Here is a 15,189-nt window from a genome sequence, read left to right as displayed (position 1 = left end):
ACCGCGATTTGGGCTTTTGCGACGGGCCGCTACGCCATCTTTCAACCATTCCAGTTCGTCATTGACCGGCGTCCTCGCAACGCGAAGAATCGCTGCGGAAAGCCTCAGCTCCGAGACTGCGTGATGGCGTTCGTTACCCCGCTCGAAGACAACCCGACCCGCGTCGGCTTCATGCTCGTCGAGCGCTTCTCGATGGCCGCATTCGCGTCCGCGATCGAGCCGCTGCGGCTTGCGAACCGTGAGGCCGGTCGCGAGCTCTACGCGCCTTCGCTCTGGTCGCGCGACGGCGGCCCGTGCGCGGCGTCAAACGGCGTCGTCGTCTCGGTCGACGGGAGCTTCGCGGACGCCCCCGAACTCGACGTCGCGCTGGTCTGCGGTGGCATCGACGTCGAGAAGGCCGATCATGTCGCGCTGACCGCGACGCTTCGCCGGCTCGCGTCGCGTCGCAAGGCCATCGGCTCGCTTTGCACCGGCGCCTATGTGCTCGCCCGCGCCGGCCTGCTCGACGGCTACCGCGCGACCATCCACTGGGAGAACCTTGCGAGCCTCACGAGCGAGCATCCGGACGCGGCGCTCGACGCCGAATTGTTCGAGATCGACCGCGACCGGCTGACCTGCGGCGGCGGCTTCGCGTCCGCCGACATGATGCTCGCCGTCATCGCGCGCGACCATGGCGCGGCGCTCGCTCATGAGGTCGCCGAGCAGTTGCTGCACCCCCGCATCCGCGAAGCGGGCGAGCGCCAGCGCATGGACCTCAGGATGCGGCTCGGCGTGGCGCATCCGAAGCTGCTGAAGGTCGTCGGGCTGATGGAGCAGGCGATCGAGGAGCCGCTGTCGAGCCAGGAGCTCGCGGCCGCCGTAAACCTCTCGACCCGCCAGCTCGAGCGGCTGTTCTTCAAATATCTCGGCCAGTCGCCCGCTAAACATTATCTGCGCATCCGGCTGGAGCGCGCGCGGGCGCTGATCCGCCAGACCTCGATGCCGCTGCTGACCATCGCGCTGGAATGCGGGTTCTCCTCCGCCTCGCACTTCTCGCGGGCCTATCTCGACGGGTTCGGCAAGCCGCCGAGCGCGGAGCGGAAGCCGATGATCGAGAAGGCGGCGGCTCAGTAAGCGCCGCTTCAGGCAGCCCGGAGCGGCGCCCGCCTCACGGGCGCTTCACCCGCCACGAAATATGGCGCGTCGCTCCGCGGCAGCGGCTGCCTGCCGCGGATCCGGTCGGCGATCTTCTCCGCCATCATGATCGTCGTGGCGTTCAGATTACCTGTGATGATCAGCGGCATGATCGAGGCGTCCACCACGCGAAGACCCTCGATTCCGCGCACCCTGCCCTCGCCGTCGACCACCGCCATCTCGTCGTGGCCCATCTTGCACGAGCACGAGGGATGGTAAGCCGTCTCGGCATGGGCACGGACGAAGGCGTCGAGTTCGGAATCGCTCTGGACGTCGTCGCCCGGTCCGATCTCCCTGCCGCGATACGCGTCGAGCGCCGGCTGGCGCATGATCTCGCGCGTGATGCGGATCGCGTCCCGGAACTCCCGCCAGTCCTGTTCGTGGCTCATATAGTTGAACAGGATCGAGGGATGCTCACGCGGGTCGCGCGACTTCAGCTCGATGCGGCCGCGGCTTGGCGAACGCATCGAGCCGACATGCGCCTGAAAGCCGTGGCCTTCAAAGGCGTTCGTGCCGTTGTAGCTGATCGCCACAGGCAGGAAGTGATACTGCAGATTGGGCCAGGCGAACTCGGTGCTCGAGCGGATGAAGCCGCCGGCCTCGAACTGGTTCGAAGCGCCGAGCCCCGTGCCGAGCAACATCCACTCCGCGCCGATCTTGGGCTGGTTCCACCATTTGAGCGCCGGCGCGAGCGAGACCGGCTTCTTGCACTCGTATTGCAGGTACATCTCGAGATGATCTTGCAGTTTCTGGCCGACCCCAGGCAGGTCGAGCACGAGATTGACGCCGATTTCGCGCAGCAGCGCAGACGGCCCGACGCCGGAGCGCTGCAGGATCTGCGGCGAAGCGATCGCGCCGGCGGACAGCAGGACCTCGCGAGAGGCGTGCGCGACCGTCGGCTCGTCGCCAGAGCCGACCAGATAGGCCACGCCGACGGCGCGTTTGCCTGAGAACAGGACGCGGTCGGTCGTGGCGTGCGTGACGATGGTGAGGTTCGGCCGCGCCTTCGCTTGGTCGAGATAGCCCCGCGCGGTGGACGAGCGGCGGCCCTCAGGGGTCACCGTCCGGTCCATCGGGCCGAAGCCTTCCTGCTGGTAGCCGTTGAGGTCGTTGGTGTGCGGATAGCCGGCCTGGACGCCAGCCGAGATCATCGCGTCGAACAGCTCGTTATTGCCGGGCTTCGGCGTCGTCACGCTCACCGGCCCCTCGGCCCCGTGATAGTCGTTTGCACCGGCGTCGCGGGTCTCGGACTTGCGGAAGTAAGGCAGGCAATCCGCGTAGGACCAGTCGCCCATCCCAGGCGCCTGCGCCCAGCCGTCGAAGTCCATGGCGTTGCCGCGGATGTAGCACATGCCGTTGATCAGCGAGGAGCCGCCGAGCCCCTTGCCGCGGCCGCATTCCATCCGCCGGCCGTTCATGTGTGGCTCGGGATCGGTCAGATATGCCCAGTTGTAGCGTCGCCCCTGAAGGGGATAAGCGAGCGCCGCCGGCATCTGGGTGCGGAAGTCGAATCGGTAATCCGGCCCGCCCGCTTCGAGCAGCAGGACCGTGACGTCCGGGTCTTCGGTGAGCCGCGCTGCCAGCACGTTGCCGGCCGACCCGGCGCCGATGACGATGTAATCGAATTCGCGTTTGGACTGGTCCATGGGATTCGATCGCGGTCTCGGCCCTGTCTCTGCGTGCTTCGAGACGCCGCCTACGGCGGCTCCTCAGCATGAGGACGGTTGGCGCTCTTTCTTTTTTCAACGCTCCTCATGCTGAGGAGCGAACCAACGGTTCGCGTCTCGAAGCACGCAGAACCGACGTTCAAAACACCGAGGAGAATGCTCCGAGCTCGACCTGCACGGACTTGCCGCGCGTGTAGCGCTCCAGCGTCTCGACGCCGTTCTCGCGGCCGACGCCCGACTGCTTGTAGCCGCCGACCGGCATTTCGGCGGGAGACTCGCCCCAGGTGTTGATCCAGCAGATCCCGGCTTCGAGGCGGTGGATGACGCGGTGGGCGCGCGCGAGGTCGCGCGTCACGAGGCCCGCGGCGAGCCCGTAGGACGTGTCATTGGCGCGAGCGATGACCTCGTCCTCGGTCTCGTAAGTGAGGATGCTCATCACCGGCCCGAAGATCTCTTCGCGGACGATCGCCATGTCGTCGGAGCAGTCGGTGAAGACGGTTGGGGCGACGAAGGCGCCTGCGGCGAACACGCCATCGGTCAGGCGCGAGCCGCCCGCAAGCAGCCGGGCGCCTGCGCTCCTTCCCTGCTCGATATAGCCGAGCACTTTCGTCATGTGAGCAAAGCTGACGAGCGGACCGAAATTAACGCTCTCGTCGAGCGGGTCGCCGACGCGGATGCGGGCGACCCGCTCGGCCACGCGCGCCTCAAAAGTCTGCTTCATCGAGAGCGGCACGAAGACCCGCGTGCCGTTGGTGCAGACCTGGCCGGAGGAGAAGAAGTTCGCCATTACCGCGATGTCGGCGGCGCGGTCGAGGTCGGCGTCGTCGAACACGATCAGCGGCGACTTGCCGCCGAGCTCCATCGTGACCTCCTTCAGCGTCGAGCCGGAGGCCGACGCCATCACCTTCTTGCCCGTCACCGTGCCGCCTGTGAAGGACACCTTGGCGATCCCCGGATGCTCTGTCAGCGCCGCCCCGACCGCCGGCCCTGCTCCGTTCAGCACGTTGAAGCAGCCGGCGGGCAGGCCGGCTTCGGCGTAGATCTCGGTGAGCTTCAGGGCGCTGAGCGGCGTCACCTCGCTTGGCTTGAAGATCATCGCGTTGCCGGCGGCAAGCGCCGGCGCCGACTTCCACAGCGCGATCTGGATCGGGTAGTTCCACGCGCCGATGCCGGCGACGACCCCGAGCGGCTCTCGCCTTGTGTAGACAAAGGAGGTCTCCCGCAGTGGGATCTGCCTTCCTTCGAGCGCCGGGATCAGCCCGGCGTAATATTCCAGCACGTCGGCGCCGGTGACGATGTCGACGGCCTTCGTCTCCGAGAGCGGCTTTCCGGTGTCGTGCGTCTCGATCAGCGCGAGCTCGTCATTGCGGGCGCGCAGGATGTCGACCGCGCGGCGCAGGATGCGCGAGCGCTCCATCGCCGTCATCGCATCCCAGACCCTTTGGCCTTCGGTCGCGGCCGCGACGGCCCGATCGACGTCGATGGCGGACGCCTGTTGAACTTCGGCCAGAACCTCGCCGGTGGCGGGGTTCACCGTCTCGAAGGTCTCGGAGCCGGAGGCGTCAACGTACTCGCCGCCGATGTGGAGCTTCTGGAGAGGGTACCGATTAGTCCGCGCGGGCTCGCGCGGCGCTCGTGCTGCGGCGGTCATGGCTTCTGCAACAGCCCTTTATAGATCTCGCTGTGGTCGCAGAGCCCGGCGAGGCGGCCGAGCTGATCGACCAGCACGATCGGGTAGTCCGCGCTGCTGCGCGCGTCGATCGCGCCCTTCAGCGTCAGTTCCGCAGGCGCGACCATGATGTCGCCGTGGCTCTTCAGCGCGCCGTCCGCGCCAAGTTCGCCGATGCGGCCTTCGCGCCCCTCGATCTGGCAGGAGACGGGCTTGCCTGCGCCGTCGAGCGTCAGCCGGCCGCGGCCGCCGAGCAGCAGGATCACGTCGCCGCCGTCGCGCGGCAGGTCCGACGTCGGCGTCATCACCGCGTCGGCGCAGAGCACTTCGAGCGGGTTCATGCGTTTCACGAACTCCGCGACATAAGCGTCGGCCGGGCGCAGCATGATGTCGGCCGCGGCGCCGAACTGGACGACCCGCCCACCCTCCATGATGGCGATGCGGTTGCCGAGCTTCAGCGCCTCGGACAGATCGTGGCTGACGAACACGATCGTCTTGTGCAGGCGCTCCTGGAGGCTCAGCAGATCGTCCTGCAGCTTGTCGCGGATCAGGGGATCGAGCGCGGAGAACGGCTCGTCCATCAGCAGAATATCGGCATCGGTCGCGAAGGCGCGGGCGAGGCCGACGCGCTGCTGCATGCCGCCGGAAAGCTCCTGCACCTGCTTGTCCGCCCACTTCGAAAGCCCGACCATCTCGAGCTTCTCGTCGACGACGCCGCGGCGCTCGGCTGTTCCCATGCCGCGGATCTCGAGGCCGAAGCCGACATTGTCCCGCACGGAACGCCAGGGCAGCAGGCCGAACTGCTGAAAGACCATCGAGACCGTCTTCAGCCGGATCTCGCGGAGCGTCCTTGGACCGCATGTCGCGACGTCGACCAGCTTGCCGCCGTGGCGAACCATGACCTCACCGCGGGCGGTCTTGTTCAGGCCGTTGATCGCCCGCAGCACGGTCGACTTGCCCGAGCCGGACAACCCCATCAGCACGCAGATCTCGCCCTTGCGGATGTCGAGATTGACGTCGTAGGCGCCGAGGATCGCGCCGGTCTGGTCGCGAATGTCGTCGCGGCCCGCGCCTTTGTCGGCGAGCGCCAGCGCCGGCTTCGCCTTGCCGAAGACGATCGCGAGTTTGCGGAGTTCGACGGCGTTTTCGGAGTGGCTCTCGGCGGACGGGACGACAGTCTCGGTCAACGCGTTCATGCCGACCTCCTCCCCGAGCGGACCTCTGGCCGTTTGCAGACGCGGTCGAGGATGATCGCGAGCACGACGATCGCGATGCCGGCCTCAAAGCCCATGGAGATGTTGACCGAGTTCAGCGCCCGGACGACCGGCTTGCCGAGCCCGTCGGCGCCGACGAGCGCCGCGATCACCACCATCGAGAGCGACAGCATGATGCATTGGGTGACGCCGGCGAGGATCGTCGGCATGGCGTGCGGCAGCTCGACCTTGAACAGCAGCTGCCGCTTGGTCGCGCCATAGGCGAGCGCGGCCTCGCGAAGCGCTTCCGGCACCGAGGCGATGCCGAGCTGGGTCAGCCGAATCGGCGCCGGAAGCGCGAAGATCACCGTGGAGATCACGCCGGGCACCGTGCCGAGGCCGAACAGCACCAGCGTCGGGATCAGGTACACGAAGGTCGGGATCGTCTGCATGAGGTCGAGCACCGGACGGACGGCCTGGTAGAGCCAGGGCCGGTGCGCCGCCATGATGCCGACGGGAACGCCGATGACGATGCAGGTCGCGGTCGCCCAGATGACGAGCGACAGGGTCTGCATCGTCGCCTCCCAGTAGCCTAGGTTGATCACCAGCAGCAGGGCGAGGACGATGAAGACCACGAGGCCGATCGAGCGGTGCAGAGCCCAGGCGCCCAGCGCGAAGGCCGCGATCACCACAAAGGGCGGGATCCACAGCAGCAGGCTCGTCAGCCCGTCGACCATCGTGGAGAGCGCGATGGAGACGAAGTCGAAAAACGCCTGACCGTGATCGGTCAGCCATTCGATCGCGGTCGCGAGGATGGCGCCGAGCGGGATCTTGTGTGCGACAAGCCAGTCATACATGCGCGGTCCTCGGTTCGAGGCGACGGAGCGTATTCAGGCGATGCGATGCGGTGAACGAGGAGCCCCCTCGCCCGGCCCTGGCGCGCTGTCAGGTAAGGGGGCCCCGCTTCTCGCGTTCAGCTCAGAGCCCGAGGCTCTTTTTCACGACCGGCAGCGCGGGCTGTCCATCCATCGTGGTCACGCCGTCGAGCCAGCCGGCCCACGCCGTCGGCTCTTCCTTCAGCCACTTCTCCGCCGCCTTGTCCGCCTCCATGGAGTCGAAGAGGATCGAGCCCATAACCTTGTTCTCGGTGTCGAGTTCAAACTTCAGCTTGTTGAAAAAGGCGCCGAGGTTCGGGCATTCCTTGGCGTAACCGGCGCGCAGGTTCGTGAAGATCTCGGCGCCGCCAAAATTTGCGCCGAACACGTCGTCGCCGCCTTCGAGATACTTGATCTTGTATTTGGTGTTCATCGGATGCGGCTCCCAGCCGAGGAAGACGATCGCCTCCTTGCGACGCTGGGCGCGGTCGACCTGGGCCAGCATGCCCTGCTCGCTCGACTCGACGAGGTCGAAGCCCTTAAGCCCGAACTTGCCGTCCTTGATCATGCCTAGGATCAGGCGGTTGCCGTCGTTGCCCGGCTCGATGCCGTAGATCTTGTCCTTGAGGTCTTCCTTGAACTTCTCGATGTCCGCGAAGCTCTTGAGGCCCTTGTCGTAGAGATAGGTCGGAACCGCGAGCGTGTACTTGGCGCCCGTCAGGTTCGGGCCGATCACCTCGATCTGGCCAGCGTCGAGGTAAGGCTTCCGATCCGCCTCCATCGTGGGCATCCAGTTGCCGAGGAAGACGTCGATGTCCTTTGACTTCAACGAGGCGTAGGTCACCGGCACCGAGAGAACCTGCGTCTTCGGCTGATAACCAAGGGCGGTCAGGATGCGCGAAGCGATCGCGGTGGTGGAGGTGATGTCGGTCCAGCCGACGTCGGCGAACCGGACCGGCTTGCAGGTTGCGGGCTCCGCGGCGAAAGCGGGCGCAGCGGCTGCGACCGAGGCTGCGAGAACGAGCGAAGACAGAATGTGACGCTTCACGGAGGACCTCCAACAACGGACGGTTCGACTGGCGTGTCAGAGTCCTTAGAACTGGTTGAATGAACGTTCAACAGCAAAATTTAAGCTGTTGCGCTGCAATACGTGCAAACAACTGATTTGATTGAGGGCGCCCCGACGATTATTTGTGCAAAGCGGTAGAGCGCGTCACTTTTGGTGCGCAGGGCGGACGGAGGATTGAACGATCGTTCAAGAGAGGTTTAAGCTGAGATCATGAACGTCCATGAGCCCTCCCAGAACTTCGAGGCAGCGCGTCGCCGCCAATTGATCGAGGCGACGATCGAGACTGTCTCGGAAGTCGGTTTCAAGGCGGCCTCGCTGGGCGAGATCGCGCGCCGCGCCGGCGTCAGCCAAGGGCTGTTCGCGCATTATTTCGGCGACAAGGACGGACTGCTCGAGGCGACCTTGCGGTTCATGGCGGCGCGGCTCGCCCGCGCTACCGCGGTTCGGCTGCGCGCCGCGCGAACGCCGCTCGAAAGGGTGCTTGCGGTGTCGGAATCCGCGCTCGCCGACGAGGAGTTCGAGCGGCGGACCAGCGCGGTGTGGCTGGCCTTCTGGGGCCAGATCATGCATTCGGCGCCATATCGGCGGGTGCAGTCGATCTACCAACGGCGCATGCGCGCAAACCTTCGGCACGGGCTTCGGGCGCTGATCCCGGCGAGCCGCATCGAGGCCGTTGCGATCCTCATTGCGGCGATGATCGACGGGCTCTGGCTGCAATCGCATTCAAGCGACCCGCACCCCGACGAGGCTGAGCGAGCGCGGCAGACCGTCAAGGACTTGATTTTGATCCTGGTCGGCTCGTCTTCTGAAGCAGCCTCTGCGCTTCGCGCCGCGATCGAAGCGCAACGCGAGGGGCTGGCGCGAACCGAAGATGCGCTGCGCGCGCTCGAGAACCTAAGCGACGAGCAGGACTGAACGTCAGGCGAGGTCTGAAATGTCGCGAGCCATGCGACGGCGCACGGCGGCGTCGCGGCGATGGCCCTCGACGAAGCCGCGCAGGAAGCGCAGCCGCACTTTCGGACGCGACAGCCTGAGCACGCCCGCGATCTGCTGGAAGGCGAGCCGGCGCATATCTGAGCGCGCCAGCGATTGGTAGGGCGGATACGCCTCGCCGAACTGGCTCAGCGCCTCATAGGCCTCGCGCCCGTGGAGCTCGGTGTCGCGGCGGTCCGGGTCGTTCGCGATCAGGCCGAAGGCGTCGCTCGCAGCCTCGATAGCGGGCGCTCGCATGGAGTCGAGGAACAGCCGCGCCGACGCCCATTCGGAGCGGGAGGCGAAGCTCTCGAAGGTCCCGATCGGCTCGCGTTTGGTCGCGACGGTCAGCATGCAGGGCGTGAAGTAGCGCGGCGCGTAGCTTTCCGTGATTGCCCCGCGCTGGCGCAGCGTCTCGTAGGGATCCTCGCCGTCGCCGCCGAGGAACTCGTCGAGTCCCATGACGAGCCGGCTCGTCAGCAGCGCGGCCCGAAGATCGGGCGACGAGGCGAACCGCGCGCGCTCGGCGCCGATCGCCGTCGGCCCGAAGGCGACGCCCTCGCGGACGAACACGACGAGGTCGCAATCGTCCAGGCGGGCAAGGCCCGCGCTCCGCGGGTTTAGCGGCGGCTCGACCGAGATCCATTCCGTCGTGACGTGGCGTGCGGAAGGCCCGCCCTCGCGCCGGCCGAAAGGCTGCTCGACGACGACGACGCGGTCGGCGTGGACCTGCAGACAGTCGAGCGAGCGCAGCGTCACGTCGAGCGCGCGGGCGTCGCCGAGATAGAGGATGCAGACGCCGACGCGGAGCGGCGCCGGCGCGCGCCCCATCGTCTCTCCGGTCTCATCCATGCTGCGATCCCCCAACGCGTCCACCGTTGAATATCGCCGATTCGCGCGCAATCCTGTCATCATCGACGTCGCCGACCATCGTGACGACTGCCGCAACCGGCGCCGGGTATTTCAGCCGATTGCCGCTTTTTCACGCTGGCGCGAGAAAGGGCGCCGCCTGTAAATTCCGATCGCTGAGTTGGCGGCTAGGGTTCCGCGTCGCGGTCGAGAGCGACGGCTGGTCCGAGAGCTGCCGCCCCGCCGGGAGACATCCGGAGGGACACGGCGGGATAAAATCCCGGGAGACCTCAACGGCCTTGGAACAGGCGCCGTGATGGTCCGCGCTCTGTTTCCGAGACCTCGAGACGGTTCGGAAGGGAGCTCAGAACCCATGCAAGAGAATGACGGGCACGACGACAAGGCCGCGCAGATCGCCGAGCGGCGCAAGCGCTACCTTGAGCTGAAGGCCGCGGGTCAAACCGCCGGCCCCAAGACCCTGCCGCCGCCGACCCCGCGCGACGCAGCCGCGATCGACCCCTCCGCCGTCCGCGAGCGCGCGACGCTGCCTGGCGGCTGGTACTGGGCGGGCAAGGTGATGCGCGGCGAGGCGCTGCGGGTGCTGAACGCGTCCGGCACGCCTGGCGTCTCGCTGTTCTTCTGGAGCGCGGCGGATACGTCCGAGCGCTACAACAGCGCTGACACGATCAAGGTCCAGTGGACATCCGAGCTCCGCAAGGGCCGTGTGCTGTTCTCCGACATGGGCCGGCCGCTGTTCTCGATCGTCGAGGACACATCAGGCGCGCACGACACGGTGGTCGGCGGCTCGACCCCCATCTCGAACGCGATGAAATACGGCGACGACGGGCTGCGTTCGACGCGCGAAAACATACTGCTTTGCGCCTCCAAGTTCGGCCTCGGCGCCCGCGACGTCGCGCCGGTGCTGACGCTGTTCGCCCCGGTCTTCCACGGCGAGGACGGCCGCATGGCGTTCAAGCCTGATGTCGTGCAGCCCGGCGACTTCGTGGACCTGCGGGCCGAGATGGACCTCCTGGTCGCGGTCTCGAACTGCCCTCACCCGCTGGCGCCAGACGAGGTGTTCAACCCCGGCGAGGTGGAGCTGATCGTCCATGTCCTGCCGCCGGCCGGCGCCGACGATCTCTGCCGCACAGCGACGGCGGAAGCCGCCCGTGGCTTCGAGAACCTCGACCGTCATCTCCGCAGCGTTTGAGAGGAGCGACCGACCCCGATGCCCGAACTCGTTTCCGCCGCTCCGACATCCTCCTTCTTCGCGGCTCCTGCAAAGCTCGCGGTCGAGGACGCCTTCTACGACTTCACGATCCCCGCGAACCGGCCATGGTCCGGGATCATCGAGAAGGGGCAGATCCTCAGGATCATCGACCTGGAAGGCTGCCAGGCCGTCGACACGCTGTTCTACGACGCGCACGACCACCAGCGCCGCTATTCCGCGCAGGACACGATCCTCGCGCAGGGCGCGCCTTACGTCTCGACCGGCACGCGGCTGATCGCGAATGACGGCGCCCTGCTCGGCACGGTGATCTCCGACAGCTGCGGCCGCCACGACACCTCCGCCGGCGCCTGCTCGTGCGAAGCGAACACGGTGCGCTTCGGCATGCACGCGCGCTTCATGCACGCCTGCCGCGAGAATTTCGTGCTCGAGGTCGGCCGCCACGGCATGACCAAGCGCGACGTCGTGCCGAACATCAACTTCTTCATGAACGTGCCGATCGAGCCCTCGGGGAAGCTCGCGATCGTCGACGGCGTGTCGGCGCCGGGCGATTACGTCGACGTGCTGGCGGCTCGCGACATCCTCTGCGTGATCTCGAACTGCCCGCAGATCAACAATCCCTGCAACGGCTTCGACCCCTCGCCGGTCAGGGTGCTGATCTTCGATCCGTCCGAGGCGTAGGCGCCGTCCCACTTCCGTCATGCCCGTCTTCCGGGCATTCCAAGACTTCCCTCCTCCTTCGCGCTCCAAGTCCAAGTTGTGCCCGGACGGGCATGACGGCGAGGCAGCCTCGGACGCACGGCATCGCCGACTGGACACAGACATGTTCGACAAGGTCCTGATCGCGAACCGCGGCGAGATCGCTGGCCGCGTCATCCGCACGCTGAAACGGCTCGGAGTAGGCTCGGTCGCGGTCACTTCAGACGCCGACCGGTTCACCCGGCCCGTGCTCGACGCCGACGAGGCGGTGCGCATCGGGGCCGCGCCGGCGCGCGACAGCTATCTCAACGTCGACGCGATCCTCGACGCCTGCCGGAAGACCGGCGCCGAGGCCGTTCACCCCGGCTATGGCTTCCTGTCGGAGAACGCGGACTTCGCCGAGCGGCTGGCGGCGGAGGGAATCCGCTTCGTCGGGCCCAGGCCCGAACATCTGCGCGGCTTCGGGCTGAAGCACACCGCGCGCGAAATTGCGAAGACGGCCGGTGTGCCGCTGCTCGCGGGCTCCGACCTGCTCACCTCGGCGGACGAGGCCGTCGCGGTCGCGGAGACGATTGGCTTTCCCGTGATGCTGAAGTCGACCGCAGGCGGCGGCGGCATCGGCATGCAGCTCTGTCACGACGCCAAAGAACTCGCCCAGAAATTCGAGGCCGTCCAGCGCATGGCAGGCGCGAGCTTCGGCGATATCAGGGTCTATCTCGAGCGCTTCGTCGCGGTCGCGCGGCATGTCGAGGTGCAGATATTCGGCGACGGCAAAGGCGGCGTGGTCGCGCTCGGCGAGCGCGACTGCTCGCTCCAGCGCCGCAACCAGAAGGTCGTCGAGGAGACCCCTGCCCCGAACCTGTCAGAGAGCGTGCGTGCGCGCCTCCGGGACGCCGCGATCGCGCTGGGCAAGGCCGTGTCTTACGAATCCGCTGGCACCGTCGAGTTCATCTACGACGTCGCCCGCGAGGATTTCTCCTTCCTCGAGGTCAACACCCGCCTTCAGGTCGAGCACCCCGTCACCGAGGCCGTCTTCGGCGTCGATCTCGTCGAATGGATGCTGCGGCAGGCGGCAGGCGAATTCACGCTTCCCGAGCAGGAAAGCCTGATCCCGAACGGCGCCGCGATGGAGGTCCGGATCTACGCCGAGACGCCGCAGGCCGATTTCCGGCCCTCGACCGGCGTGCTGACGAAGGTGGCGTTCCCCGACGACGCGCGCGTGGACGGCTGGATCGAGACCGGGACGGAGGTGACGCCGAATTACGACCCGATGCTGGCCAAGGTCATCGTCCACGGAGCCGATCGCGACGAGGCGCTCTCCAAACTCCGCAAGGCGCTCGACGAGACCACGCTGCTCGGGATCGAGACCAATCTGGACTATGTTCGCGCGATCGCGGCCTCCAAAGGTTTCGAGGCCGGCGACGTCTCGACCGCGGCGCTGAAGACCTTCGCCTTCACGCCCCGCGCGATCGAGGTCGTCGCGGCCGGCGCGCAGAGCAGCGTGCAGGATTGGCCGGGCCGGCTGAGCCTCTGGCATGTCGGCGTGCCGCCGTCGGGGCCGATGGACGACCGCTCTTTCCGGCTCGCCAATCGGATCGTCGGCAACCGGCAAGGCCTCCCCGCGCTCGAATGCGCCGTCTCGGGACCCACCCTGAGGTTCCACCGCGCGGCGACGATCGCGCTGACGGGCGCGGCGATGAAAGCGACGCTCGACGGCGCCCCGGTCGTCTGGTTCGAGCCGATCGAGGTTCCCGCAGGAGCGACGCTTGCGCTCGGCCGCATCGAGGGGCCCGGGCAGCGGACCTATCTCGCGGTGCGCGGCGGGATCGAGGCGGCGGAGGCCTTCGGCGCAAAGGCGACCTTCATGCTCGGCCGCTTTGGCGGGCATGCGCAAGGCGCGCTCAAGGCCGGCGACATGCTGAAGATCGACACGGTCGCGCCCGAGGCCGAGCCGCGCGCCGCGAGGCCCGACGAGAAGCCCGAATTAACCACCGAATGGACGCTCGGCGTCCGCTCCGGCCCGCACGGCGCGCCGGACTTCTTCCAGGACGATGACATCGTCGACCTCTTCAGTGCTCCTTACGAGGTCCACTTCAACAGCGACCGCACAGGCGTCCGGCTGATCGGGCCGCAGCCACGCTGGGCGCGGGCGGATGGCGGCGAGGCCGGGCTGCATCCCTCCAACCTGCACGACAACGCCTACGCTATCGGCGCACTCGACTTCACCGGCGACATGCCGATCATCCTGGGCCCAGACGGGCCGAGCCTTGGCGGCTTCGTCTGCCCGGTCGTCGTCGCGCGCGACGAGATGTGGAAGACCGGCCAGCTCAAGCCCGGCGACACGGTCCGCTTCTCCGCCCATACGCTCGGCGCGCCGGCGGTGAAGTGGGCGGCGGACGTCGCGAGCCCGATCCTGGGCGCGTCCGACGACGGCCCGACGCGCGTGGTCTACCGCCGCCAGGGCGACGACAACATCCTCGTCGAATATGGCGACATGACCCTCGACGTCGCGCTCAGGATGCGCGTGCACGTGCTCGCCGAAGCGCTTGGAACGGCGAAGCTTCCGGGCATCATCGACCTGACGCCGGGCATCCGATCGCTGCAGGTCCATTTCGACAGCACAACGACGCCGGCCGATCGCATTCTCGGCGCGCTGAAAGAGATCGAGGCGGGTTTGCCGGCACCGGAGGACGTCACCGTGCCGAGCAGCACGGTCTGGCTGCCGCTGTCGTGGAACGACCCTCAGATCCGGCTTGCGATGCGTAAATATCAGGAGCTCGTGCGCCCCGACGCGCCCTGGTGCCCGGACAACATCGAGTTCATCCGGCGCATAAACGGGTTAAGTTCGATCGACGACGTCAAGCGCATCGTGTTCGACGCGGAATATCTCGTGCTGGGCCTCGGCGACGTCTATCTCGGCGCTCCCGTCGCGACGCCGGTCGACCCGCGCCACCGGCTGGTCACCACCAAATACAATCCTGCGCGCACCTGGACGCCGGAGAACGCGGTCGGCATCGGCGGCGCCTATATGTGCATCTACGGGATGGAGGGTCCTGGCGGCTATCAGCTGTTCGGCCGGACAATCCAGATGTGGAACTCGTGGCGAACCACGCCCGCGTTCAAGCCGGGGCACCCCTACCTCCTGCGCTTCTTCGACCGCGTCCGCTTCTTCCCCGTGGACGAGCAGGAGCTCGTCGAGATGCGCGAAGCGTTCCCGCACGGCGCTTATGACGTCCGGATCGAGGACATCGACTTCTCCTATCGCGACTACGCCCAGCTTCTCGAGACCGAGGCGGACGGTATCGCGGCGTTTCAGAAGTCCCGGCAGGCGGCGTTCGAGGCCGAGCGCGCGGACTGGAAAGCGCGCGGCCTCGACAGCTTCGTCTCCGACGCCGGCGGCCCTATGGCGGACGAGGAGGCGATCCCCGAAGGCTGCACCGCCGCGCCGAGCCACATGACGGGCAACGTTTGGAAGCTGCTCGTCGCCGAGGGTGATCGGGTCGACGCCGGTCAGCCGATCGTGATCGTTGAGGCGATGAAGATGGAGATGGAGATCGCGTCGCCCGTCGCGGGAACGATCGTCGCGATGCGGGCGACGCCGGGTCGCACGGTGAAGGCGGGGGAGATCGTCGCGGTGATCGCGGAGGACTGAACCGGCATCGACGCGAGGTCACGGTTCATTCTTTCGAGGCTCCTCCTCATCATTCCGGATGAAGCCGACGCAACGCGGCGCTCATTGGTCGGGCTGACCGAACGGGGCTGAGGTTCCTACCGTGCTCGTCGCAACGTCCGAGG

General features: G+C 67.1%; 11 protein-coding genes and 1 riboswitch. Of the genes, 5 read left to right on the top strand and 6 right to left on the bottom strand.

Annotation, left to right across the window (positions count from 1 at the left end):
- The first annotated feature begins 123 nt into the window (after window positions 1-123).
- Window positions 124-1,113, top strand: a complete 990-nt coding sequence (locus EYR15_RS16430) for a GlxA family transcriptional regulator (protein ID WP_245498371.1) — start codon at window positions 124-126, stop codon at window positions 1,111-1,113.
- Window positions 1,114-1,121: 8 nt separating this feature from the next.
- Here the strand turns inward: EYR15_RS16430 and betA are convergent, their stop codons facing one another.
- The 5 genes from betA to EYR15_RS16405 form a co-directional block, all read right to left on the bottom strand.
- Window positions 1,122-2,819, bottom strand: coding sequence for a choline dehydrogenase (gene betA / locus EYR15_RS16425; RefSeq protein ID WP_131004663.1), 1,698 nt, complete (start codon window positions 2,817-2,819; stop codon window positions 1,122-1,124).
- 160 nt (window positions 2,820-2,979) lie between these two features.
- Complete coding sequence (gene betB / locus EYR15_RS16420; RefSeq protein WP_131004662.1) at window positions 2,980-4,491, bottom strand: betaine-aldehyde dehydrogenase; 1,512 nt, start codon at window positions 4,489-4,491, stop codon at window positions 2,980-2,982.
- Complete coding sequence (gene choV / locus EYR15_RS16415) at window positions 4,488-5,705, bottom strand: choline ABC transporter ATP-binding protein (RefSeq protein ID WP_131004661.1); 1,218 nt, start codon at window positions 5,703-5,705, stop codon at window positions 4,488-4,490. The genes betB and choV overlap by 4 nt, the downstream gene beginning before the upstream one ends.
- Complete coding sequence (gene choW, locus EYR15_RS16410) at window positions 5,702-6,559, bottom strand: choline ABC transporter permease subunit (RefSeq protein WP_131004660.1); 858 nt, start codon at window positions 6,557-6,559, stop codon at window positions 5,702-5,704. Before choW ends, choV begins: the two co-directional genes overlap by 4 nt.
- Window positions 6,560-6,680: 121 nt before the next feature.
- Entirely contained in the window at window positions 6,681-7,625 is a 945-nt protein-coding gene (locus EYR15_RS16405; protein WP_131004659.1) for a choline ABC transporter substrate-binding protein, read from the bottom strand.
- Between the two features lie 231 nt (window positions 7,626-7,856).
- Here EYR15_RS16405 and betI point away from each other — a divergent pair, with 231 nt between their 5' ends.
- Window positions 7,857-8,561 (top strand): transcriptional regulator BetI, encoded by a 705-nt coding sequence (betI, locus tag EYR15_RS16400; protein ID WP_131004658.1) that lies wholly within the window; start codon window positions 7,857-7,859, stop codon window positions 8,559-8,561.
- A 3-nt stretch (window positions 8,562-8,564) separates the two neighbouring features.
- On the opposite strand, the gene EYR15_RS16395 is transcribed toward betI, so the two are convergent.
- Window positions 8,565-9,470 carry a hypothetical protein gene (locus EYR15_RS16395; protein WP_131004657.1) on the bottom strand — a complete coding sequence of 302 codons (906 nt, stop codon included), beginning with the start codon at window positions 9,468-9,470 and terminating at the stop codon, window positions 8,565-8,567.
- A 174-nt stretch (window positions 9,471-9,644) separates the two neighbouring features.
- A riboswitch (guanidine-I (ykkC/yxkD leader) is annotated at window positions 9,645-9,756 on the top strand.
- An 84-nt stretch (window positions 9,757-9,840) separates the two neighbouring features.
- Between EYR15_RS16395 and EYR15_RS16390 the strand changes: the two genes are divergently transcribed.
- The 3 genes from EYR15_RS16390 to uca all read left to right on the top strand — a co-directional run bounded on the left by EYR15_RS16390 (window position 9,841) and on the right by uca (window position 15,046).
- Complete coding sequence (locus EYR15_RS16390; protein ID WP_131004656.1) at window positions 9,841-10,677, top strand: urea amidolyase associated protein UAAP1; 837 nt, start codon at window positions 9,841-9,843, stop codon at window positions 10,675-10,677.
- 18 nt (window positions 10,678-10,695) lie between these two features.
- Window positions 10,696-11,376: an urea amidolyase associated protein UAAP2 gene (locus EYR15_RS16385; RefSeq protein WP_131004655.1), complete on the top strand. Its 681-nt coding sequence runs from the start codon at window positions 10,696-10,698 to the stop codon at window positions 11,374-11,376.
- 142 nt (window positions 11,377-11,518) lie between these two features.
- A complete protein-coding gene (gene uca, locus EYR15_RS16380) occupies window positions 11,519-15,046 on the top strand; it encodes an urea carboxylase (RefSeq protein ID WP_131004654.1) in 3,528 nt (1,175 codons plus the stop codon).
- Window positions 15,047-15,189: the final 143 nt, after the last annotated feature.

This window comes from Hansschlegelia quercus (assembly GCF_004310425.1).
GTDB lineage: Bacteria > Pseudomonadota > Alphaproteobacteria > Rhizobiales > Methylopilaceae > Methylopila > Methylopila quercus.
Note: the sequence above shows the minus strand (reverse complement) of the source record. Positions and strands in the feature narration are given on the sequence as shown.

Coding starts and splice junctions, on each gene's coding strand:
- choV (WP_131004661.1), bottom strand. CDS start 5,705: ATGAACGCGTTGACCGAGACTGTCGTCCCGTCCGCCGAGAGCCACTCC.
- EYR15_RS16390 (WP_131004656.1), top strand. CDS start 9,841: ATGCAAGAGAATGACGGGCACGACGACAAGGCCGCGCAGATCGCCGAG.
- betB (WP_131004662.1), bottom strand. CDS start 4,491: ATGACCGCCGCAGCACGAGCGCCGCGCGAGCCCGCGCGGACTAATCGG.
- choW (WP_131004660.1), bottom strand. CDS start 6,559: ATGTATGACTGGCTTGTCGCACACAAGATCCCGCTCGGCGCCATCCTC.
- uca (WP_131004654.1), top strand. CDS start 11,519: ATGTTCGACAAGGTCCTGATCGCGAACCGCGGCGAGATCGCTGGCCGC.
- betI (WP_131004658.1), top strand. CDS start 7,857: ATGAACGTCCATGAGCCCTCCCAGAACTTCGAGGCAGCGCGTCGCCGC.
- EYR15_RS16395 (WP_131004657.1), bottom strand. CDS start 9,470: ATGGATGAGACCGGAGAGACGATGGGGCGCGCGCCGGCGCCGCTCCGC.
- betA (WP_131004663.1), bottom strand. CDS start 2,819: ATGGACCAGTCCAAACGCGAATTCGATTACATCGTCATCGGCGCCGGG.
- EYR15_RS16385 (WP_131004655.1), top strand. CDS start 10,696: ATGCCCGAACTCGTTTCCGCCGCTCCGACATCCTCCTTCTTCGCGGCT.
- EYR15_RS16430 (WP_245498371.1), top strand. CDS start 124: ATGGCGTTCGTTACCCCGCTCGAAGACAACCCGACCCGCGTCGGCTTC.